This window comes from Thiovibrio sp. Mzg5 (assembly GCF_055379285.1).
This window is the reverse complement of record NZ_AP022872.1, coordinates 2045523-2068221: the sequence shown is the minus strand read 5'-3', so window position 1 is coordinate 2068221 and position 22699 is coordinate 2045523. Positions and strand designations below refer to the sequence as shown.

The following is a 22699-nucleotide window of genomic DNA, read 5'->3' as shown; positions in this document are numbered from 1 at the left end:
CTTACTTGTCCCGGCTCAGGACATAATGGGCCAGACCGGTCAGGGGCTCTTTTGCCGGCGCTTCGCCAAAGATGGCAAGCCCGGCCAGGGCTTCTTTGAGCAGCGACTCAGCCTGCGCCCTGGCCAAGGAAAAGCCCTGATATTTTTCTATGATGGTGTGGGCCAAGGCCAGTTGCCGGCTGCGTTCCTGTGGCGTTGCCTTGAGCAGTCCGATCAGGGTCTCGCGATCCTCGACTGTTGCCCGCGCAAGGCTTTTGATCAGGGGCAGGGTCATCTTGCCCTCCTGAAAATCGTTGCCCACTGCCTTGCCGGTTTTTGCCGGGTCGCCGAGATAATCCAGCAGGTCGTCCACGATCTGGAAGGCCAACCCCAGGTTGGTCCCATAGGTGCGCAGGGCGAGCCGTTGCTCAGGAGAGCCCTGGTTGTGACCAATGCCCGCCTCGCAGGCCGCGGCAATGAGGGCGGCGGTTTTGCCCATCAGAACCTGAAAATATTTTTCCTCGGAGATGAGGATCTCTTGGGCGTTGTGCATCTGCATAAATTCCGACTCGACCATGGCCGCGGTCGCCCCGCCGATCAGGGCCATGGCCGCGGGGCCACCCACCTCGCTGGCCAGGGCCATGGCATGGGCATGCAGATAATCTCCGGCCAGGATAACCGGCTCCATGCCCCAGATGGTGTTGGCGGTTTCCGCACCCCGCCGCAGGGTGGCATGGTCGATGACATCATCGTGCAAGAGGCTGGCCGCGTGGAGATACTCAAAGGAAATGGCCAACCGCGCCGTGTCGGCGGGCGGCGTTCCGACCAGGCTTGCGGCCAGCAGGGTGAGCAGGGGGCGGATGCGCTTGCCGCCCTGGAAGATGGCATGGCGGATGATCTGGGCCAGGAGCGGGCTTTCGATGATGGCCAGGTCCTGTTCCATTACCGCGTCGATCGCCACGGACTTTTCTTTAAATACCGCAAGCAGCTCACCGTTGTTCATGATCTTTCCTCCTGGAAAAAATCCCGCACCGCCCCGAGTTCGCGGCAGATCGGGCTCTGGGGCAGGCTTTTCAGGAAGAGTCTGCCGTACTGCTTGGTAAAGAGGCGGACATCGCAGATGGCCAGGACCCCCCGATCGGTGGAGCTGCGCATCAACCGGCCTACGCCTTGGCGCAGGGTCAGGATGGCGCGGGGGATCTGGAAATCGTAGAAGGGGTTGCCGCCCTCATTTTTGATCCGTTCCATGCGGGCCATAATAACAGGGTCCGAGGGGACTTCAAACGGAAGTTTGTCGATGATCACGCAGCTGAGCGATTCGCCCACCACATCCACCCCCTCCCAGAAGCTGGCCACTGCCAGCAGCACCGAATGGGTCTGGTCCCGGAACTGTTCCAGCAGCTTGGCCTTGGGCGCCTCCCCCTGCATCAGCACGGGAAAGGGCAACCGGGCGAGAAGAACCTCGTGGGCACCGCGCATGGCGCTGATGCTGGTGAACAGCAGCAGGGTGCGGCCATTGGCGGCCAGGGTCAGCTCCTGCATCAGGCGCTGGGTTGCCGCCGGGAACTCCCGGTCCGCAGGCTCTGGAAACCCTTTGCCCGGCACGAACAACAGGGTGCGCTTTTCGTAATCAAAGGGGGTGGCCAGGGTCAGGGTCGGGGTGTCGGAAGGCAGGCCGAGGCGGCTGAAAAAATAGCTGAAGGTGTTGTCCGTGGTAAGCGTAGCCGAGGTGAAGATCACGTTGCGGGTCTGGGCGTAGAGAAAGTCCTGCAGCTCGTCGGCGATGTCGATGGGCGAGGCGGAGAGGGCCACGGTTTTCTCCCGCCGCTCGTACCAGTAAACCGCGGAGGGGTCCTGCGCCTCGGTGATGGTGGTGAAGGCAGCGAGCATCTCCTCCGCCCGCCGCTGCATGCCCAACCAGGATTCCCCGCCCATGGCCGCCTTGGTCAGTTGATTGCACAAGCCCTTGATCTGGTCGGCGAACCGCTGCCGCTCTTCCTCCCAGCCCGGGAAACGCTCGATGAACTGCAACAGGGAAAAGCGGCCCCGTTCCCTGGGGAAGAGCTCGGCAAAGAGATCGATCTGCTTGGCCAGTGCTCGAGCGGTCTGCACCACCCCTTCCTTGGCGCGGCCGACCAGATCGGCCTGGGCCGCGGTCTCCAGATCCTTGACCAGATCGATCACCTGATAATGGCTGAAGGAGGTGCCGAAGTACTGGGTTGCCACCCCTTCCAGATGGTGGGCCTCGTCGAAGATCACCGATTCGTAGCGGGGCAGGACCTCGGCATGTCCGAAACGGCGCAGGGCCAGGTCGGAAAAGAAGAGGTGGTGGTTGACCACCAGCAGCTGGGCTTGGCCTGCCTTTTTGCGCAGCCGGGTGATAAAGCAGGAGGACCCGTCCGGGCAGTTGGAGCCCAGGCATTGGCTGGCCGAGGCGGTGATTGCCTGCCAGAGCGGGGCATTGTCCGCCAGCCAGGAGAGTTCGCTCCGGTCGCCGGTTTCGGTTTCTTCCAGCCAGTCGACGACCCGTTGGGCGTCGCGGTCGTCGGCCAGGATATGGCGCTGGGGTGAGACGAGGAATTGCTGCCAGCGGTAGAGGCAGAGGTAGTTCTGTCTGCCCTTGATGCAGAGGGCGTTCAGCCGCGGGGCCAGGTGTTTTTTGATGAAGGGAATTTCCTTGGTGAGAATCTGGTCCTGGAGGTTCAGGGTGTTGGTGGAAACCACCACCTTTTGGCCGCTCAAGATGGCCGGGACCAGGTAGGCCAAGGTCTTGCCGGTGCCGGTGCCAGCCTCGACCGCCAGCATCCCCGGCTGGCCCGGCTTTTCTTCTTCCGACAGCTCCAGGATGGCAGCAATGGCTTCGGCCATGCGCAATTGGCTCGGGCGCGATTCGTAGCCGGGCAGCCTTTGGGCCAGGATGCCGTCTGCAGCAAAGATATCGGCCATGGCCTCGGACAGGGAAGTGGACATCGGGCTTTTACTCTGCGTGCGGATTCAAGGGGGGTGTCTCTCCTGTTGACAAGGGGAAAAGCATTCTGCTAGCCTGATCATGGAGAGAAGATAACGCGTCCTGGTTCGGCCCAAGTCGCGATCGTGGCTAAAGCTTGACATCTATACCATAAGGAGGGGAAATGAAAGAAATTAAAAAAATCCTGGTTCCCGTGGATTTTTCAGAGAATTCGCAGAAGGTTCTCCGTACTGCCGCAGACGTTGCCGGCAGATTCAAGGCGGAGCTGATTGTTGTTTTTGTGGTGCAGAGCTTTGACGATTATTCCGGTTTTTTCGTGCCCCATATCCCCATCATCCAGCTTGAGGAAGAGATGGTCAAGAGCGCCAAGGAAAAAATGAAGAGTTTCGCGGCGGAAACCCTCAATGGTTCTGTGCCGCATACCTCGGCGGTCCTGGTCGGCGATGTGGTCGAGGAGATCAATCGCTTTGCCGGGGAAGAGAAGGCGGACATGATTGTCATGGGCACCCATGGCTACAAGGGATTGGACAAGATTCTCTTCGGCAGCGTGGCCGAGAAGATCGTCAAGACCGCGCCCTGCCCGGTGCTGACCATCAACCCTTACCGATAAGGGGCAATCAGCTCAGAACCGCGAGAAGCCCGGTGGCGGTTCCCGTGGTTTTCAGCGGTTCGCCGCAGAGGCTGGCAAAAAGATCGCCAAGCGAGGTTCCCTCGTAGGCGTAAAAGCTGATGGCCTTTTCGCTGGGGCTGCCTTTCAGGAAAGGAAGGGCTGCCCGGTTCAGGTCGTTTCCCGCCCCCTGCAGTGCCGTCAGCCGCTCGGCTGAGATCGTTGCGCTTGCGGCAACTTCGAGCAGCATCCCGTTGAAATGCTCTCTGGGCGCCCCGGTGGCCGCTCTGAATTTTTTCGCCAGCCCACCATCTTCCTCGCTCTCTGTCTGGGTCGGCAGGGCGAGACTGACCAGCTGCCTGGGGAGCCTATCGGTGAGAGCCTGGTAAGTCTCGGCGAGCAAGCCCTGGAGTTCTTCGTGGGTCGTGACCAGCAGGGGGAATTCAGCTGCTCGTGCATCGCGGAGGTAGAGATGACCCCAGGCCTTGGCCAGTCGGGTTAGGTTGAGCGTTGGCCCGCCCGGCGGCCTGGCTGCGGCAAGCTCCCGCAGGGCCTGTGCTTCTTCCTCGTCCTCCTCTTCCGCTTCTGTCTCTTCGCCCCGGATAGCGGCAAAAAGTTCGGCCTCTTTGCCCGAGATGGCCAGGAACCCCTGGGCTATTTCCCGTTCCTCTTCCCGGAACATCTCCGCCAGTTTCAGGCTGAGCATGGCCTGCCAGAGTATTTCGTTTTCAGCCTTCTGAGGATCGGCAGGTTTTGCGCCGGAACGCAGGCGAGAGGCCAGCGATCCCACCGAGGCCTCGTCCCGGTCACCATGACCGGCAGAAAGAGAGGCCAGGAGTCCGCCATGGAATTCAGCCTCATGGCCCTTGAGTTCCTTGGCCAGGGATTGAAAACGGGCCTCTTCGTCTCCGGAAAGACGCACCGGCGTGTATCCTGTCCCCGGGTCCTGTTGTTCGGCCTTGCCCGGCAAGGCATAAAAAAAGAGCGCGTCGCACAGGAGGCGGAAGGGTTGCAGGTCCGCGGGATGGGGGCTGGTTTCCGGAGAAAAAAGGGCGGTGAGCGATTGTGTCATTTGTAATTCCTGTTACAATGGGCCGAAATTCTCCCCGGGTTGGGGATCATCTGAAAAAAATTTAAAAACAGGCTGCGCATGCAAAGAATACGGGAGCGGATTTCCCTGGCTATCCTGGTTGTCGTCTATCTGCTGGCCAGTGTCCGGTATTTTCCCGGGCGGGTCATGCATTCACTGGTGGAAACCTTGATCCATGTGCTGTCCGTGGCGCCGATCAACTTGGGTGCCACGCTGGTGATTGTTGCTGTTCTGCAGCGGTTGGTCAAGGACCGGTTGCCGTTCAGCAGAACGCTGCGCCTCTTTCTCGCGGTGGCCATTTGCCTGGAGTTTATCCTCGGGCTTGCCCACTTTTTTGAGATAAACGGGGCTGTTTAGCGGATCAGCGAGTTGTTGGTGTGCCAGCCGGAAGGCGCGGTGGTGTTGGGCAGGACAATGGATTTTCTGCCAAGCACCGTGCCGGGATTGGTCACCGCGTTGCAGCCGGTCTGGGCCTTGTCGCCAAATATTGCCCCGAACTTGCGCAACCCCGAACTGATGGGGCCGTCCGGGGTTTTTACCAGGACGTCCCCGCCGGTGAAGCGCAGGTTGGCCAGCTTGGTGCCCGCCCCCAGGTTCACCTCGTTGCCCAGGATGCTGTCGCCCAGATAGGCGAAATGGCCGGCCTTGGCATCGTCGAGGAAGATGGCATGCTTGACCTCGGTGACATGACCGACCACGCAACGGGCCCCCACCAGGCAATGGCCGCGGAGATAGGCGCCCTGCCGGATCTCGCTCTGGTCGCCGATGATCACCGGCCCCTTGATAAAGGCCCCGGATTCAACCAACACCCCCTTACCGATACTGAGCGGCCCGCCGGCCAACACCACCCCGGCCATGAGAACGCTGGCCCCTTCGAGCAGCGTGCCGTTCTTGAACACCTTGAGTTTGCCCTTGGTGGCATCGCCGAATTCGATGGTGCAATCTCCGGCCTCCATCAGCATCGTTTCGTGGAGAACCAAGGTAGCCGGGAGCGGGCCCGGGGTCTGCGGCCAGGCTATTTGCGGCCAGGGGTATTCCGCCAGATAGTTCTTCAGCCGGGCCAGTGCCTGCCAGGGGTATTCCTCCGCCACGAAAAGAGAGGCGTGGGCATAGCGGCTCAGATCAAAAAAAGAAGCGTTTGTAAGGTTCATCGGGATCGGTTGCCGGTTGTTTTTTGTTTGCCGTCATGGCATGATTATATAAATGATGTCTTTGTCCCGGGCTGGACGTTCTGCCGGTTGCAGGCCTACTATGGTGCAAAACATCGATTTCTTCAAGCATATTTCAGGACTGGTGCCGCCTGCGGATATCGTCTTGACTTCACGGAGAGGGGTGCTTATGTTGCCACCACACTTAAACCCTTGTTCTTTCCGGCAAGGCCGGTTTGCCGATAAAATATAACCTGGAGGCATGTTGTGGATATTAATGATTCCATGACCTCAGAGTTGAACGATTTTCATGATTCCGAAGGGCAGGAGATCCCCGGAGAATTGCCGCTCATGGCGGTGCGTGATGTGGTTATCTTCAATTATATGATCATCCCCCTCTTTGTCGGGCGGCCTGCTTCGGTGGGTGCGGTCAACGACGCCATGAGCAAAGACAAGCTCCTCATGCTCGTTACCCAGAAGGACGCCTCCCTGGACGAGCCGCAATCCGAGGATATGTATGAGGTGGGCATGGTCTGCATGATCATGCGCACCCTCAAGCTGCCCGACGGCCGCCTCAAGGTGCTGGTTCAGGCCCTGCGCAAGGCGCGGGTCGTCTCCTTTGTTCAGGAAGAGCCCCACCATATCGCCCGGATCGAGCTGATCGAGGATGAAGAGCAGGAAGAGGTCTCGGTGGAGATGGAGGCGCTGATGCGCAATGTCCGTGAGCAGACGGAGAAGATTCTCTCGCTCAAGGGCATCATGTCTTCCGACCTCATGGTTATCTTGAACAACGTGGAGGAGCCGGGGAGGCTTGCCGATCTGGTGGTCTCCAACCTGCAGTTGCGGGTTTCCGAGTCCCAGTCGGTGCTGGAAACCTTTGACCCGGCCCTGCGGTTGAAAAAGGTGGCCGAGTACCTGCAAAAAGAGCTGGAAGTCTCCACCATGCAGGCCAAGATCCAGTCCGAGGCCAAGGAGGAGATGAGCCGCACTCAGCGGGAATATTACCTGCGCGAGCAGTTGCAGGCCTTGAAAAAAGAGCTGGGCGATATCGACGATCGTTCCCAGGAGATGGATGAGCTGCGGGACAAACTGGCCAAATGCCGGATGCCGCCCGAGGTCAAGAAAGAGGCGACCAAACAGCTGAAAAGGCTGGAGACCATGCATCCCGATGCCTCCGAGGCCTCCATTGTCCGAACCTATATCGACTGGATTTTAGACCTGCCCTGGCGCAAGGGCACCAAGGATCGAATTGATCTCAAGGTCGCCAAGGCGGTGCTGGACGAGGATCATTACGGGTTGGAAAAGGTCAAGGAACGCATCCTCGAATACCTGGCCGTGCGCTCGCTCAACAAGACGACCAAAGGGCCGATCCTCTGTTTTGTCGGCCCCCCCGGGGTGGGCAAAACATCGTTGGGGCAATCCATCGCCCGGGCCATGGGGCGCAAATTTCATCGTCTTTCCCTGGGCGGCATGCACGATGAAGCCGAGATCCGCGGCCATCGCCGCACCTATATCGGCGCCATGCCGGGGCGGATCATCCAGGGATTGAAAACTGTGGGGGCCAACAACCCGGTCTTCATGTTCGACGAGATCGACAAGGTCGGCGCCGACTACCGGGGCGACCCCTCCTCCGCCTTGCTGGAGGTGTTGGACCCGGCCCAGAACACGGATTTCACTGATCATTACCTCAATATGCCCTTTGATCTTTCCAAGGTCATGTTTATCACCACCGCCAACATGGCGGATACCATCCCCGCCCCGCTCTACGACCGGATGGAGGTAATCCGTCTGGCCGGCTACACTCTGGAAGAGAAGATCGAGATCGCCCGCCGCTATCTGGTGCCCCGGCAAATTGAGGAGAATGGCATCACCTCCAAGCATGTCCAGTTCGACGATGTGGTGCTGGGCAAGATCATCAGCAATTATACCAGGGAAGCGGGGGTGCGAAACCTGGAACGGGAGATCGGCACCATCTGCCGGAAAAATGCCCGTAAGGTGGCAGAAGGCAACAAGGGGCCGTTCCCCCTCACGGACCGGACCTTAAGCAAGTATCTCGGCCCGCCCAAGTACACGCCTGAGTCGGAAACCGAGATCATCGACCAGCCGGGCATGGCCACCGGCCTTGCCTGGACCGAGGTGGGCGGAGAGATCCTCTATATCGAGATTTCCATCTTGAAGGGCCGTGGCAACCTGACCATGACCGGCCAGTTGGGTGAGGTGATGAAGGAATCGGCCCAGGCCGCCTTAAGCTTCTGCCGCTCCCGGATCAAGAAGCTCAAGCTTGCCGACAATTACTTCGAGGAGATCGACATCCACGTGCATGTGCCGGCCGGTGCCATCCCCAAGGACGGCCCGTCCGCCGGGGTGACCATCGCCACCGCGATGTATTCGGCGCTTTCCCGGAAAAAGGTGCGCCAGGATGTGGCCATGACCGGGGAGATCACCTTGCGGGGCCGGGTGCTGCCCATCGGCGGCCTCAAGGAGAAGGCCCTGGCCGCTCTGCGGGCCGGGATCACCACCGTGATCATCCCGGAACAGAATAAGAAGGATCTGGTGGAGATTCCTGAGGATCTCCGCAAGAAGATCAAATTTGTGCCGGTGAAGAATATGGATCGGATTCTTTCCATAATTTTTACGGATTGAGGTAAGAAGAAACTCGTAGCGCGCTTGTCTCCGCCGTTTGTGCGGGGGCAAGCGCCGCTTGTAAAAATACGCAGGAGACGACGTTTTTGGGCCAGGCAAGGGGGTTCCGCAAAAAAAGCCAACACCGGCCCAGTATCATCCTGCGCCTTGTTGCCTGGCTCTGTGCCTTTGCCTTTCTGGGCGCGGCCGGGTTCGGGCTCTGGCTTTGGTCCTATGCCGTAACCCCGGTGAGCATCGCCGGGGCCAATCTGCAGGTCCTGATTCCTCCCAAAACAAGCCTTGCCGGGATAGAAAAGATTCTTGCCGAAAACGGGGTGATCCCGCCGGGGCGCGGATTTTATTGTCTCGCCAGGGTCTCCCGACTCAGCCAGCGGTTGCAGGCAGGGGAGTATCTCTTCAGCCCCGGGCAAACCCCGTATCAAATTCTCCGTATCCTTGCGACCGGCTCCACCCTGCGCTGGTCGGTCACCATCCCCGAAGGCGCCAGCATCTATCAGCTTGCCGATATCCTGGCCCAGGGCGGCTGGGGGGAGCGGGAGCTTTTTCTCGAACTGGTGCGCGATCCGGAGATTATTGCCCGGCACGGGGTGCAGGCCACAAGCCTGGAGGGCTACCTATTTCCGGACACCTATCAGCTGGTGCGCGGCCAGAACCCGAGGGAGATCATCGACCTCATGGTTGAACGGGGCATCCAGGTGCGGCAGGAGCTGGGCGATTTAAGCAACAACCCCCTGGGTCTTTCTCCCCATGAGGTGCTTACCTTGGCTTCCATCGTGGAAAAGGAAACCGCCGCCCCGGAAGAGCGGCCCCTCATCGCCCAGGTCTTTTTAAATCGTTTGCGGCAGAGGATGCGGTTGCAGACCGATCCCACCGTGATCTACGGCATCGCCGATTTTGACGGCAATCTCACCCGGAAAGACTTGGAAACAGCAACCCCGTACAACACCTATCTGATCAACGGCCTGCCTCCGGGCCCCATCGCCAATCCGGGCCGCGCCGCCATTGCCGCAGTGCTGCACCCCGCCTCGGAATCCTATCTCTATTTCGTTTCAAAAAATGACGGGACCCATTATTTTTCCCGCGATCTGGCCGAGCATAACCGGGCTGTCTGCAAGTATCAGAAGCGCGGAAACAATCGCTGATTCCATCGAGCCGATGATTTGGCGGAAACGCCGGTAGCAGATGCAGCTATTGAGGCATGGTCGCGGCTTTCTTTCGCCAAGTTCCTCAGGCAAATGGAGAGTTGGGCAATTCGGTTTTTCGCGTTTCGTGTGTGGTTGCTTCGAGGGCTGCAGGCGGGAGAGGGAGTGCGTATTGCAGAGCCGAGGCGCATCCCAGTGGCATGCGCCTCGGCGGTGAAGGCTATTCCTTGAGGAAATCGATCTTGCTCTCGTTGGGCGGCATGGTCGCTTCCGGAATAATACTGATCTCGACCTGATGTTCCTGCTCCAGCTCCATCAGATCCTGACGTTTTTTGTTCAGGATGTAGTGGGCAACCTCCATGGGCAAACGGCAAACTACCCGCTTGATCTCCTTTCTGGTCACCCCGGTCTGGATATGCCTGATATGCACCAGAGCCTGGGTTTCCACGGAACGGACCATGCCTCGTCCCTGACAATGGGGGCAGAGCCGGTAGCTGCCCACCGACACCGGGGCGGCCATCTTCTGCCGGGAGATCTGCATGAGGCCGAATTTGGAAATCTTGGAGAAATCCACCTTGGCCTTGTCGCGCTTCATGCAGTCGCGGACCTTTTTTTCCACCTCGCGGATGTGTTTGGAATCGCGCATGTCAATGAAATCCACGACGATGAGGCCGCCGAGATCGCGGAGCCTCAGCTGGCGCGACAATTCCTCGGCCGCCTCCATGTTGGCGAGAAAGATGGCGTCTTCAAAGCTCTTGTCCTTGCCGGTGCGGCCGGAATTGACATCAATGGCGACCAGGGCCTCGGTGGGATTGATGACAATGGAGCCGCCGGAGGGCAGGGGTACGGTGGGCTGGTAGATCTGCTCGATCTGTTTTTCCACATGGTATTGATGGAACAGGGGCTGGATGCCCTTGTGCAGCTTGGCCACGGTTGATTTGCGCTGGGCCGCGGGCAGCAGCTCGAGGAAGTTGTTGACCTGGGCCAGGGCCTCGTCGGCGTCGACCAGGATCTCCGTGATCTCGGAGGTGAAATGGTCGCGCAGGAAACGGGAGACGATGTTCTGCTCCTTGTGCAGCAGGGCCGGGGCCTTCTCGGTCTGGCCCTTCTTTTTGATTTCCTTCCAGAGGTTGAGCAGGTAGCGGACATCCTGGGCCAGCGCGGTTTTGGTGATCTCCTGGCTGGCGGTGCGGACGATGTAGCCGATGCCTTCGGGGATGCTGACGCTTTCTATCATCTCCCGCAGCTTGTTGCGTTCTTCCTCGGACTCGATCTTGCGGGAAATCCCGGTGCTGTCGCTGCCGGGCATGAGCACCAGGTACCGTCCCGGCAGGGAGAGATAGGTGGTCAGGGTCGCGCCCTTGTTGCCGGTGGCCTCCTTGACCACCTCAACCAGCACCTCCTGCCCCTTGCTCAAGACATCCTGGATGGGCAGATCCTTCCAGTGGGTGTCCGCGGCAACCTCGTTGGCGTAATATTCGGGATGGATGTCGCCGAAGGGCAGAAAACCGTTTTTTTCCGTGCCGTAATCGACAAAGGCTGCCTGCAAGTTGGCCTCCACTGCGGTGACCCTCCCCTTGTAGATGTTGCCCTTGGTCTGCGCCTGGCTGACGGTTTCCACGTAAAAGGATTCCACCCTGCCGCCTTCCAGCAGAACCAGACGGCATTCTTCCGGTTCATCGGTGTTGATCAACAGCTTCAGGGTGGTATCGCCCTTGGCCACCGGTCTGCTTTCGGCGGGCTTGGTGGCGACTTCCTTGCCGTGTTCCGCCTCTTTCCGGGGCCGGGGCGGGCGCTGCCGCGGTGGTCTGGCCGGGGCGGCACTCTTCTCTTTTGTTATTGTTGCGGCCGGGGGCAGGACGGGTTGCTCCCCCTCGGCGGTTGGCTCTGCCTGCTGGCCTTCCGGGCGGGTGGATTTCCCCCGTCTCCGGGGCGGTCTTTTGCGGCGGCGGGGTCTGCCACCCGTGGGGGAGGCTGATTCACCCTCGGGCCGGGGGGCTCCGCCGGAAGCCGGCGCGGACTCTGCCGGGCCTGAAGCCGGGGCTGCCTGGCGGGAGGCCTGGCCTTCTTCTTCGCCCGGTTTGCCTGGTTTCTTCAACCATTTGCTCACCCGCGAGAGGATTGAGCGCTCTTCCCCGTTGTTTTCGCTGCCTTGGCCGTTTGGCCGTTCATCTGCTGGTTTGGTAGTATTGTTTGTCATCGTGTGTCGTCTCTATGATGCGGCCGCTGGCGGCCAATTGTTGTAAGATGCTCTGCGTGGTGTCCGGGTCCAGATTGAGGGCCTCGCTGACATCGTTGGTCGTGCAGGGTCTTCTTTTTAGCATTTCGATAATTTCGTCTTCGGAAAGGTTGCGGAATTTTTCCCGATCCCGGGTGGTGAAGTCAACCAGAATCTCCACCTCCCCCGGAATCTGCCGAGCCACACCTTCCAGTTCCGCCTGGGTCAGGGGCTTGGCGAAACTTTCCAGGGGCGGCCGGGCCACGGTGTTGAGCTGCACCTTGTCCGGCCTGATTTTTTCCACTGCGGCAACGAGGGCGGCGATGTCCTCGGGGCTGTCGTTGATCTTACTGGCCAGGAGGATTTCCAGCCAGAATTTTCCGGAAAATTCCTTCCGAAAGGTAATGAGTCCTTCGATCAACTCGGCCAGGGGTGAGCAGGCGGCTGGCCGGTTGATGCGGCGGTAGCTTTCCTCCCTGGCCGAATCAAGGGAGGGGATGACGATATCCGCTGCCATCAGGTCCTGGCGCACTTCCGGGAGATGGAGCAGGGAGCCGTTGGTCAGGACCACCACCGGCTTGTCGGACTTTTCCTTGAGGTAGCGGATTACCTGGCCGATGCCGCTGTGCAGGGTGGGCTCCCCGCTGGCGGTGATGGTAAAAACATCAAGGTGGGCCATGAGTTCCCGGTCGGCCAGCACCATGTCGATCTCCGCCAGCAGCTCGGGGAGCGGGATATACTCCTTGCGGGTACAGGTGTGGGTGGTGGTGGCGCCGATCTCGCAATAGATGCAGTTGAAATTGCATATCTTGGGGGGGACGAGATCAATGCCTTGTGAAATTCCCAGACGGCGGGAATTGACCGGGCCAAATACATATTTCATGGAGTTTTACGGGTCCGAGGCGAAACGGCTGAGGATAGAGGTCTGAGCGTCAAGGGTCGCAGGAGTATTTCCCTCCGCTGGTAGGAAGCCTTCTTCATTAATGGCCAAAGTAAAGCAATCTGCTGCTCTTGGCAAGCCAAATTTGGCCCCAGGAGACTTTTGCCTTGACAGAAGACGGCGGCCTGCTAGTATTTACCTTCTTATTGAAGACATGAAAAAATCAGGACAATCGACGGGAATCGACCTATGAAAAAAATGCGCAGTGATGCAATACGCAAAGGGGTGGAGCGGGCGCCGCATCGTTCCCTGCTCAAGGCCATGGGCTACACCGACGAGGAAATCCGGCGGCCGTTGATCGGTATTGCGCACGCCCACAACGAGATCATTCCCGGCCATATCCATCTTGACAAGATTCTGGAAGCGGTGAAAACCGGGGTCCGTATCGCCGGGGGCACTCCCATCGCCTTCGGGACCATCGGGGTTTGCGACGGCCTGGCCATGAACCATATGGGCATGAAGTATTCCCTGGCAAGCCGTGAGATCATCGCCGACTCGGTGGAGATCATGGCCATGGCCCACCCCTTTGACGCCCTGGTGATGATTCCCAACTGCGACAAGGTGACGCCCGGCATGCTCATGGCCATGCTGCGGGTCAATATCCCGGCCATCATGGTGAGCGGTGGGCCCATGCTCACCGGGCGTTTCCGCGGTAAGGACGTGCATCTGATCAGCGTGTTCGAAGGGGTTGGCCGGGTGAAGGCCGAAACCATGAGCCTGGAAGAACTGGCCGAACTCGAAGACCATGCCTGCCCCGGTTGCGGTTCCTGCGCCGGGATGTTCACTGCCAATTCGATGAATTGCCTCACCGAGGCCATCGGCCTCGGCCTGCCGGGCAACGGCACCATTCCGGCGGTGGCTGCGGCCCGGATCAGGCTGGCCAAGGAGGCGGGCATGGCGGTGATGCGGCTGCTGGCCGAGGACATCCGCCCCCGGGATATCGCCACCCGCGCCGCCTTTGAAAACGCCATGGCCATCGACATGGCCCTGGGCTGCTCCACCAACACCGTCCTCCATGTGCCCGCCATCGCCAAGGAAGCAGGGGTGGATCTGCCCCTGGCCCTGTTCAACGAGGTGAGCGAGCGGGTGCCCCATCTCTGCAGTCTGATCCCCGGCGGGCCGCACAGCCTGCAGCAGTTGGACGAGGCTGGGGGAGTGCCGGCGGTGATGAGCGAACTGCTCAACACCGAGGCGGGCCTGAATTTGGATGTCATGACCGTTACCGGCAAGACCCTGCGCGAAAATCTGGAAAAGGTTCAGGTGCGGGATGCCGACATCATCCGGCCCGTGGATGAGCCCTACCATGCCTTTGGCGGCATCGCCGTGCTTTACGGAAATCTGGCCCCGGACGGCTGCGTGGTCAAGCAGTCGGCGGTGGCCGAAGAGATGCTCAAGCACAGCGGCCCGGCCCGGGTGTTCGAATCCGAGAACGAGGCCCAGGCCGCTATCTTAGGCGGCAAGATCAAGGCCGGCGATGTGGTGGTCATCCGCTACTGCGGTCCCAAGGGCGGGCCCGGCATGCCGGAGATGCTCTCCCCGACCTCGGCCATTGTCGGCATGGGGCTTGGTAAGAGCGTGGCCCTGATCACCGACGGGCGTTTCAGCGGCGGAACCCAGGGGGCCTGTATCGGTCATGTCTCGCCGGAAGCGGCGGATGGCGGTCCCATTGCCTTTGTCGAGGAAGGTGACCGGATCACCATTGATATCCGGCACAAGTCGATCGAACTGGTTCTGGCGGAAGGGATTCTGACCCAGCGACAGCACAACTGGCAGCCGCCCGCGCCGAAGATCACCACCGGCTACATGGCCCGTTATGCCAGGATGGTGACCTCCGGCAGCACCGGCGCCGTTATGAGAGATGATGCCTGCAACCGGCAGGCGGATTGATGGCAAGAACAGAGCGTGGGGTTGCAATGCAACCCCCGCCCCGCATCACGCCTGACGGGGAAGACATGGCAGAGAGACGGATAACTCCAGGCGGCATCCTGTGGTGCAGCATCGTGGTGACCTTGGCCGCCCTTGTCGGCTTCGGGCCTGATCAGGCGTCGGCCCGGCCCATTCCCTGGGAGATCACGGCGGATAGCCTCGTGCATCTCAATGACCCGGACAGTATTCTGGCCGAGGGCAATGTTGTTGTGGTCCGGCCCAAGAGCCAGGGGCCTGGCGGCATGTTCATCCGGGCGGATTGGGCCCGTTATGATAAGGAGCGCGGCACGGTCAAAGCCCGGGGCAATGTCTACATCCTCTCGGGCCGCGACGAGATCACCGCCAACAGCGCGGATCTCAATCTTGAGGCCGAGACCGGCACCTTCACCGATTCCACCATCTTCATGGCCGAAACCCATATGTATGTCACCGGGCAAGAGGTGGTGAAAACAGGGGAGTTCAGCTACATCTTGAAAAAAGGTTGGGCCACCGCCTGTAAACCTGAAGAGGGCAAGAGTCCGCCCTGGTCGTTTACCAGCAGCACGACCAATCTCACGGTGGACGGCATGGCCCAGATGACCAACGCCGTCTTTCATGTCAAGAATGCACCGCTGGCTTACACCCCGTATTTCACCTTTCCCGCCAAGACCAAACGGGAAAGCGGCGTGCTCTTTCCGGAATGGTCGCATTCCACCCGGAGCGGGTTCGGCCTCATGGTCCCGGTTTTCCTCAATGTCTCCCCCAGCACGGATATCACCCTCTATCCCGGCTATCTCTCCGAGAGGGGCGTCCAATACGGGGGGGAGTTCCGCTATGTGAAAGGGCCTGAGTCCTACGGGACCTTCATGCTCAGTTATATGCACGATGATCTTGTCGACGGCGCGGATCTCACCAATGAATATAAAAGCGATGGGCTTATCCGGCGAGAGGCCAATCGTTACTGGTTGCGGGGTAAGGCCAACCATGATTTCGGCGACCACCTGACCGGCAGGCTTGATCTTGACCTTGTTTCCGACCAGGATTACCTGCAGGAATTCAAGGAAGGCTCCATGGGCTATACGGCGAGCAATCTCTTGTTTCTTGACCAGTTTGGCCGGGATCTGCGGGAGGAAACTATTTTTGAGCGGGAGTCTTCCTTGCAGCTGATCAAGGTTTGGCCGAACATGGTTGCCAGCGGGGAACTGCGGACCAGGCAAAATACGGCCAACGATATCCAGCTTGGCGCGGATAACGGAAATAACGTGCTGGAGGCGGGGGAATATTCGATTTTGTCCCGGACAACCAGCCCCTTGCAGGCGTTGCCCCGGCTTGATTTCACCGGGCGCATACCCATCAGCGGCACACGGATGAGCACCTCCTGGGAGTCGGAGTACGTCAATTACTGGCGGGAAGAGGGGGTCGGGACCCAGCGGTTGGATCTGCATCCCAAGCTGATCTCCTTTCTGCCCCGGGGCGGATGGGTCGAGGGTAAGGTCAGCGGCGGGGCACGGGAAACGGCGTACCAGCTTGAATCGTACGGGGATTCCTCTTGGGATAAGGATCATTTCCAGGACAGACAGGCCTATGATTTTACCGGAAACATGGCCACCATCCTTCTGCGCGATTTTGAGCTGGGGAATAGCGGTTGGCTTGAGCACATGGTGCGGCCCAACCTTTTGTATGAATACCTAACGAGAACCCAGGAGTTGGCAAGTTTTGGTGAAAACCCAACCTTTCCTGATAATACACCTGGTTATTTCGACAGCACGGACCGGTTGGAGAGAAGAAACTGGCTGACCTGGCAGCTCAATAATTATTTTGAAGTTGGCGGTAGCAGCGAGCGTGGAGGCTTTTGGAACCGCAATCTCGGGTTGTTCAAGATCTTGCAGACCTACGATTTGCGGCAGGAAAACCCGGAAAGTTTAGGCTTGACTGGGGAAGGCAAGCGGTATGACTGGTCCGATCTCAGATTTGAGGCGACAGTGTCTCCGGTGTCGAACTGGGCGCTCGGCTATCAGACCAACGTGAGTATGTACGGGAAAGGCGTGACTCGGTACGAGTTGCTCAATCAGTATAATTTTGCCGGCGGGCATACGCTTGGCCTCAATTACCGGTATCTGAAGGACAGCGGGATGATCGCCCCCTATTTTTATACCGATCTCGGAGAGTCGACCCATGACCTGATCGGCATGGCCGGGACGCGGCTGACCGAAACCCTCTCGGCCACCGCCTATCTGAACAAGTCATTTTCCGAGAAGCATACGGTGGAATCCCGGGTTATTCTGACCTATCAGCCCGCCTGCTGGATGATGGAGCTGGAGACAAGCAGGACTCCCGATGACCAGCGGGTGATGCTCATCTTCTCCCTTGATGGTGTCGGCCGCATTGCTCGCTGGGGTAAGGGCAATCTCTGATTCCGAGAGCAGGATGGCGGCATGACCACGGCGTATTACGACATCTTCAACGGCGATGCGGACGGCATCTGCGCCCTGCATCAGCTCCGGTTGGCCGAGCCCCGGGAGGCCACGCTGGTGACCGGGGTCAAGCGGGATATCCGGCTTCTTGACCAGGTGGCCCAGGTGCGGGGGGCTGAGCTTACCGTGCTGGATATCTCCCTGGACAGCAACCGGCTCTCCTTGCTGCAACTGCTTGAGTCCTGCCGGGTTTTTTACGTGGATCACCATTACGCCGGTGATTTGCCGCACAGCCCCAACCTGATTGCCCACCTTGATCCCAGCCCCGAGATCTGCACCTCCCTTATCGTCGATGGCTTGTTGGGCGGCCGTTTCCGGGGATGGGCCGTGGCTGCCGCCTTTGGCGACAATCTGCATGCTTCGGCCCGTAAAGCCGCAGCCACCTTGGATTTGACCGAACACCAGGTGGAGCGGTTGCGGGAACTGGGCGAGTTGATGAACTACAACGGCTATGGCCAAAAGGTGGCGGATCTGCATCTGCCGCCCCAGGCGCTCTATGCGGCGGTACAGCCCTATGTCGACCCCCTGGCCTTTTGTGAAGAGGCGGAGATTCTCGCCTTGCTGCGCCAGGGTTTTGCCGATGACCTGCGGCGGGCCAATGCGGTGAAGCCCTGGCGGGAAACAGCCCATGGCCGGATTTTCGTCTTTCCTGCGGAAAAATGGGCCAACCGGATAGCCGGGGTGTTCAGCAACGAAAAGGCCAGGGAAAAGTCGGACATGGCCCACGCCCTCTTGGTGGACAATGGCGACGATACCTTTATGGTCAGCGTGCGTGCGCCCCTTGTCCGGCGTGCCGGGGCCGACAGCCTGTGTCGCGCTTTTGCCACCGGCGGCGGCCGGGCTGCGGCGGCCGGGATCAATGCCCTGCCTGCCGTCCAGGTTGAGGATTTTTTTCAGAAATTTTTCGAGGTGTTTTCCCCATGAGGTTTTTCGTGTTGCATAGAACCGTTGTTGTTTTGTCTCTTCTCCTGTCCTGCACCATCGTGTCCTGTCGTCCGCCGAGTTTGGTCGGGACCGAGGCCAGGGAGCCGTCGCCGTTGGCTATTAAGCCGTCGCCGCTGCCAGCCGCCAAGCCGCCGTTGCTGCCTTCCGGGCGGGTTGAGGACGGGCAGGCCATCGATCTTACCACCCCGCGCTATCAGGAGTTGTTCCAGGAACTAGTGACGCACCACGGCTTCAGCCAGGAAGAGTTGGACCGTCTCTTTGCCGGGGTCACCATCAAGAAACGGGTGCTGGAGCTCATGGATACCCAGTGGGAGGCCAAGCCCTATTTCGAGTATTCGCCGCGTTTTATTACCCCGCAGATGATCGAACAGGGCAAGAGGCTTCTTTGCGAACACCGGGAGGTGCTGGACCGGATTGAAAAAGAGCTGGGGGTCGAACGGGAGGTTGTCGTGGCCATCTGGGGCATCGAAACTCAGTTTGGCAAGCATAAGGGGGCCTTCAGCATGTTTCAGACCCTCAATACCATGTTTGACGCCTATCCCCGCCGCAGCAAGTTCTATCGGGAGCAGTTGATCGAATACCTCCTGCTCTGTCGGGAAAACGGGGTTGATCCGCTGATCATCACCGGCTCCTATGGCGGGGCCTTTGGCCAGACCCAGTTCATCCCCTCAAGTTTTCGCCTCTACGCCGTGGATTTTGACGGGGATGGCCGCCGCGATGTCTGGGAATCCGTGCCCGATGTTCTGGCCAGCATTGCCAATTATCTCCATAGATTCGGCTGGACCTTCAAGGCTCCGATCTACCGGGAAATTGGCAAGAAGCTGAAGGGGGGGAAGCTGGAAAAAGCCTATGCCAAGGGGCGGAAAGGCTTTGTTTCTTGCGCGGAGGTGAAAAAGATTCAGGGGGTTGACCTGCCGCCGTCCCCGGAGAACAAGGAGCTTACCATTGTCGGCCTTGAGCTGCGGGACGGTGGCCTGCGGTATGTTGCCGGCTACCCGAACTTCCAGGCCATTACTAAATGGAACAACTCCAACCGCTACGCCATGGTGGCCGCCGAACTGGCGGAAAAACTCAAGGAATAGCGGGGTTGTTCTCTGTGGTCACCGGTCTGGAGTCTAGCCCTTAAAATACCGCTCGGTTTCTGCCTTGACCACCTGGGAGAGCAGCAGCAAGCCGACAATGTTGGGGATGGCCATCATCCCGTTCATCAGGTCGGAGAAATTCCAGACGAATTCCAGTTTCATCATCGCGCCCACGACCACCACCGCGACGAAGACCACCCGGTAGGGGGCAATGGCGCGGCGACCGGCCAGATATTCGATGGCCTTTTCCCCATAGTAATTCCAGCCGATCAGAGTGGAGTAGGCGAAGAGTGCCGTGGCAACGGCGACAATCACTACGCCGGCATGGCCCAGAGTTTCGCCGAAACTGACGCTGGTCAATTGCCCCGGCGCCACCCCTTCCAGCCAGGCGTGACTGGTCAGGATCACCATGGCGGTCATGGTGCAGACCACCAGGGTATCGATAAAGGTCTGGGTCATGCTCACCAGCGCCTGTTTGACCGGATCGCGGGTTCGGGCGGCGGCAGCGGCAATGGGGGAGGAACCCAACCCCGACTCATTGGAAAAGACGCCGCGCGCGATCCCGTAGCGCATGGAGGCGGCGACCACCGAGCCGGCAAAGCCGCCGGAGGCTGCGGCAGGGGTGAAGGCGTGTTGGAAAATTAGTCCCAGGGCGTGGGGGATTTCGCTGAGGTTGAGTGCCAGCACCACCAGGGCAGAGCCGGTGTAGCCGACGATCATGAACGGCACCAAAAGCGAGGTGAACCTGCCGATGGACTTGATGCCCCCCAGGATTACCAGCCCGGTGAGGAGCATCAGCACTGTGCCGGTGAGCCAGGGTTCGACGCCGAAGGTCGATTGGAAAATGGTGGCCACTGCATTGGCCTGGGTCATATTGCCGATGCCGAAGGTCGCCAGGGCGGTGAACAGGGCGAAGAGCCAGGCCAGCTTCGGCAGGCCCGCGCCTTTGGCCAGATAGTACATGGGGCCGCCGCGCATGCCGTGTTCGCCTTTTTCCCGGTATTTCACGGCCAGCACCGCTTCCGCGTATTTGGTGGCCATGCCGACCAGGCCGGTCATCCACATCCAGAATACCGCCCCAGGCCCGCCGAGGGTGATGGCGGTGGCCACGCCGACGATGTTGCCGATTCCCACCGTAGCGGCCAGGGCCGTCATCAGCGCGGCAAAATGGCTGATGTCGCCGTCGCCGGCGTGCTCCTTGTGCCAGATCAGGCGCAGGGCATGGGGCAGGGCGCGAAACTGCATGCCACGCAGGATTATGGTCAGGTACAGGCCGGTCCCCACCAGCAGCACCAGCATGGGTGGTCCCCATACCCAGCCGGAGAGGGTGGAAATCAATAATTCGATGGAAGCCATGGATGCGCCTTATGTGAAGGTTCTTGACGGGCAACGTGAATCTGCCCGGTCAAAATACCTGAAAAGGCGGGGGAAGCAAAGGGGATAAAGCGGGGGGTGTATGACTTGGTAAATATTCTGAAAGGTTGGGCGGGAAGCGCCAACAAAAAAGGAGCCGGGGAATTTTCCCCCGCCTCCTTTTTTGTTGTGATGCTATGAAGAGCTCCGTTTACTTGACGAAATCCTTGCTGCCGTCCACCAGGGTGGAAACCACGGAAGGATCGGCCAGGGTGGAGATATCGCCGAAGTCATGGGCCTCGGTTTCACCTGCCGAGATTTTGCGCAGGATTCTCCGCATGATCTTGCCGCTTCTCGTTTTGGGCAGCCCGTCGGCAAACTGGATGAATTCCGGAGTGGCGATGGGGCCGATCTCCTTGCGGACATGGGTGCGCAGGGCGGCGCGCAGTTCGTCGGAAGGTTCGATCCCGGACTTCAAGGAAACATAGGCGTAGATGGTCTGGCCCTTGATTTCGTGGGGCGCGCCGACCACCGCTGCCTCGGCTACCTGCGGGTGCGCCACCAGGGCGGATTCGATTTCGGCGGTGCCCAAGCGGTGGCCGGAGACATTGATTACGTCGTCCAGGCGGCCCATGACCCAGAAGTAGCCGTCCTCGTCCTTTCTTGCCCCGTCTTCCGGATCGTAGATGCCCTCGTAACGGGTGAAGTAGGTCTTTTTGTAGCGGCCTGGATCGCGGTAAACGCCGCGGAGCATGCCGGGCCAGGGTTTGCGGATCACCAGATGACCGCCCTCGTTGGGCGCCGCTTCGGAGCCGTCTTCGCGGAGGATGGCCGCGTCGATGCCGGGCAGGGGCCGGGTGGCAGAGCCGGGTTTGAGCGGGGTGGCAAAGGGCAGGCCGGAGATCATGATGCCGCCGGTCTCGGTCTGCCACCAGGTATCGACAATGGGCAGCTTGCTCTTGCCGATGTGCTCGTGGTACCACATCCACGCTTCCGGATTGATGGGCTCGCCCACCGACCCCAAGACGCGCAGGGAGGAGAGGTCGTATTTTTCCGTCCACTTGGAGCCTTCGCGCATCAGGGCGCGGATAACAGTGGGCGCGGTGTAGAAAATGTTGACCCGGAATTTCTCGCAGATATGCCAGAAACGGTCGGGTGCGGGCCAGGAAGGCACCCCTTCGAACATCAGAGTCGTCGCGCCCAGGGCCAGCGGCCCGTAGAGGATATAGCTGTGGCCGGTGATCCAGCCGATATCGGCGGTGCACCAGTGCACATCGTCGTCTTTGATGTCGAAGACCCACTGGGTGGTGTGCGCCACATAGGTCAGATAGCCGCCGGTCGTATGGACCACGCCCTTGGGTTTGCCGGTGGAGCCGGAGGTGTAGAGGATGAAGAGGTTGTCCTCCGCCTCCATGCTTTCCGGGGCGCACTGGCCGGAGATGCCGTCGGCGGCCATTTCCGTGTGCCACCAGAAATCACGGCCATCCTTCATGGCGATCTCGTTGCCGGCCCGTTTGACCACGATGCACTGTTTGACGGAATCACAGCCCTGGAGGGCATCGTCGGCCGCAGGTTTGAGGGGGATGGTCTTGCCGGCCCGCAGCACCGCGTCGGCGGTGACCAGCACCTTGGCCTCGCAGTCCTGGATGCGGCTCTTGAGGCTCTGGGCGGAGAAACCGGCGAAAACCACGCTGTGGATGGCGCCGATCCGGGTGCAGGCCAGCAGGGTGATGGAAAGCTCGGGGATCATGGGCAGATACACGGCAACCCGGTCGCCTTTTTTTACCCCCATCTTCTTGAGCACGTTGGCGAAGCGGCAGACTTCGGTGTGCAGCATCTGGTAGGTGTAGACCCGGACATCTTCTTCGGGTTCGCCCTGGAAGATGATGGCCGCCTTGTTGCGCCGGCCGTTGGTGAGATGGCGATCCAGGCAGTTGTAGGAAACGTTCAGCCTGCCGCCCTGAAACCATTTGATCTCGGGCTTGTGCATGTCCGCCTCAAGCACCTTGGTCCACGGCTTTTCCCAGGTGAGCAGCTCCTTGGCGCGGTCGGCCCAAAAGCCTTCCGGATCCTCCATGGAGCGCTTGTACAGGGCTTCGTAGTCAGCCATGCTCTTGACATGGGCCTGCTTCTGGCCCGCAGCCGGCGGGGCGAAAAGGCGTTTTTCCTGCATCATGCTTTCAATTTTTTTATCGTCGCTCATCA

16 protein-coding genes are annotated in these 22699 nt (G+C 59.9%); 8 read left to right on the top strand and 8 right to left on the bottom strand.

Annotation, left to right across the window (positions count from 1 at the left end; all coding sequences use genetic code 11):
- Position 1: 1 nt before the first annotated feature.
- Both ACZ46D_RS09470 and ACZ46D_RS09465 read right to left on the bottom strand, forming a co-directional pair.
- Positions 2 to 982: a polyprenyl synthetase family protein gene (locus ACZ46D_RS09470; RefSeq protein WP_464927192.1), complete on the bottom strand. Its 981-nt coding sequence runs from the start codon at positions 980 to 982 to the stop codon at positions 2 to 4.
- The gene (locus ACZ46D_RS09465) at positions 979 to 2949 is read right to left on the bottom strand and encodes an ATP-dependent DNA helicase (protein ID WP_464927191.1); all 1971 of its coding nucleotides are present in this window, start codon (positions 2947 to 2949) and stop codon (positions 979 to 981) included. The genes ACZ46D_RS09470 and ACZ46D_RS09465 overlap by 4 nt, the downstream gene beginning before the upstream one ends.
- A gap of 161 nt (positions 2950 to 3110) precedes the next feature.
- On the opposite strand from ACZ46D_RS09465, the gene ACZ46D_RS09460 reads away from it, so the two are divergent.
- The gene (locus ACZ46D_RS09460) at positions 3111 to 3557 is read left to right on the top strand and encodes a universal stress protein (protein WP_464927190.1); all 447 of its coding nucleotides are present in this window, start codon (positions 3111 to 3113) and stop codon (positions 3555 to 3557) included.
- Positions 3558 to 3564: 7 nt separating this feature from the next.
- On the opposite strand, the gene ACZ46D_RS09455 is transcribed toward ACZ46D_RS09460, so the two are convergent.
- The gene (locus ACZ46D_RS09455) at positions 3565 to 4626 is read right to left on the bottom strand and encodes a hypothetical protein (RefSeq protein WP_464927189.1); all 1062 of its coding nucleotides are present in this window, start codon (positions 4624 to 4626) and stop codon (positions 3565 to 3567) included.
- Positions 4627 to 4704: 78 nt separating this feature from the next.
- Here ACZ46D_RS09455 and ACZ46D_RS09450 point away from each other — a divergent pair, with 78 nt between their 5' ends.
- Positions 4705 to 5001 carry a hypothetical protein gene (locus tag ACZ46D_RS09450; protein ID WP_464927188.1) on the top strand — a complete coding sequence of 99 codons (297 nt, stop codon included), beginning with the start codon at positions 4705 to 4707 and terminating at the stop codon, positions 4999 to 5001.
- Here the strand turns inward: ACZ46D_RS09450 and ACZ46D_RS09445 are convergent.
- Complete coding sequence (locus ACZ46D_RS09445) at positions 4998 to 5795, bottom strand: LbetaH domain-containing protein (RefSeq protein ID WP_464927187.1); 798 nt, start codon at positions 5793 to 5795, stop codon at positions 4998 to 5000. The genes ACZ46D_RS09450 and ACZ46D_RS09445 overlap by 4 nt on opposite strands.
- 282 nt (positions 5796 to 6077) lie before the next feature.
- Between ACZ46D_RS09445 and lon the strand changes: the two genes are divergently transcribed.
- Both lon and mltG read left to right on the top strand, forming a co-directional pair.
- Positions 6078 to 8435, top strand: coding sequence for an endopeptidase La (gene lon / locus ACZ46D_RS09440; RefSeq protein ID WP_464929280.1), 2358 nt, complete (start codon positions 6078 to 6080; stop codon positions 8433 to 8435).
- 86 nt (positions 8436 to 8521) lie between these two features.
- Positions 8522 to 9577, top strand: a complete 1056-nt coding sequence (gene mltG, locus ACZ46D_RS09435; protein WP_464927186.1) for an endolytic transglycosylase MltG — start codon at positions 8522 to 8524, stop codon at positions 9575 to 9577.
- A 220-nt stretch (positions 9578 to 9797) separates the two neighbouring features.
- Here mltG and ACZ46D_RS09430 read toward each other — a convergent pair whose 3' ends face one another.
- Positions 9798 to 11777 carry an Rne/Rng family ribonuclease gene (locus ACZ46D_RS09430; protein WP_464927185.1) on the bottom strand — a complete coding sequence of 660 codons (1980 nt, stop codon included), beginning with the start codon at positions 11775 to 11777 and terminating at the stop codon, positions 9798 to 9800.
- Positions 11746 to 12678 (bottom strand): radical SAM protein, encoded by a 933-nt coding sequence (locus ACZ46D_RS09425; RefSeq protein WP_464927184.1) that lies wholly within the window; start codon positions 12676 to 12678, stop codon positions 11746 to 11748. Before ACZ46D_RS09425 ends, ACZ46D_RS09430 begins: the two co-directional genes overlap by 32 nt.
- A gap of 255 nt (positions 12679 to 12933) precedes the next feature.
- On the opposite strand from ACZ46D_RS09425, the gene ilvD reads away from it, so the two are divergent.
- The 4 genes from ilvD to ACZ46D_RS09405 are packed head-to-tail and all read left to right on the top strand — an operon-like array spanning position 12934 to position 19141.
- Positions 12934 to 14622 (top strand): dihydroxy-acid dehydratase, encoded by a 1689-nt coding sequence (gene ilvD, locus ACZ46D_RS09420; protein ID WP_464929279.1) that lies wholly within the window; start codon positions 12934 to 12936, stop codon positions 14620 to 14622.
- A complete protein-coding gene (locus ACZ46D_RS09415; protein WP_464927183.1) occupies positions 14622 to 17054 on the top strand; it encodes an LPS-assembly protein LptD in 2433 nt (810 codons plus the stop codon). Before ilvD ends, ACZ46D_RS09415 begins: the two co-directional genes overlap by 1 nt.
- A gap of 21 nt (positions 17055 to 17075) precedes the next feature.
- On the top strand, positions 17076 to 18038 hold the full coding sequence (locus ACZ46D_RS09410) for an acetyltransferase (protein WP_464927182.1): 963 nt from the start codon (positions 17076 to 17078) through the stop codon (positions 18036 to 18038).
- Positions 18039 to 18046: 8 nt separating this feature from the next.
- Entirely contained in the window at positions 18047 to 19141 is a 1095-nt protein-coding gene (locus tag ACZ46D_RS09405; RefSeq protein WP_464927181.1) for a lytic murein transglycosylase, read from the top strand.
- A gap of 33 nt (positions 19142 to 19174) precedes the next feature.
- Here ACZ46D_RS09405 and ACZ46D_RS09400 read toward each other — a convergent pair whose 3' ends face one another.
- Both ACZ46D_RS09400 and acs read right to left on the bottom strand, forming a co-directional pair.
- Positions 19175 to 20497 (bottom strand): alanine/glycine:cation symporter family protein, encoded by a 1323-nt coding sequence (locus ACZ46D_RS09400; RefSeq protein ID WP_464927180.1) that lies wholly within the window; start codon positions 20495 to 20497, stop codon positions 19175 to 19177.
- A gap of 208 nt (positions 20498 to 20705) precedes the next feature.
- Positions 20706 to 22697 (bottom strand): acetate--CoA ligase, encoded by a 1992-nt coding sequence (gene acs / locus ACZ46D_RS09395; protein WP_464927179.1) that lies wholly within the window; start codon positions 22695 to 22697, stop codon positions 20706 to 20708.
- Between the last annotated feature and the right edge of the window lie 2 nt (positions 22698 to 22699).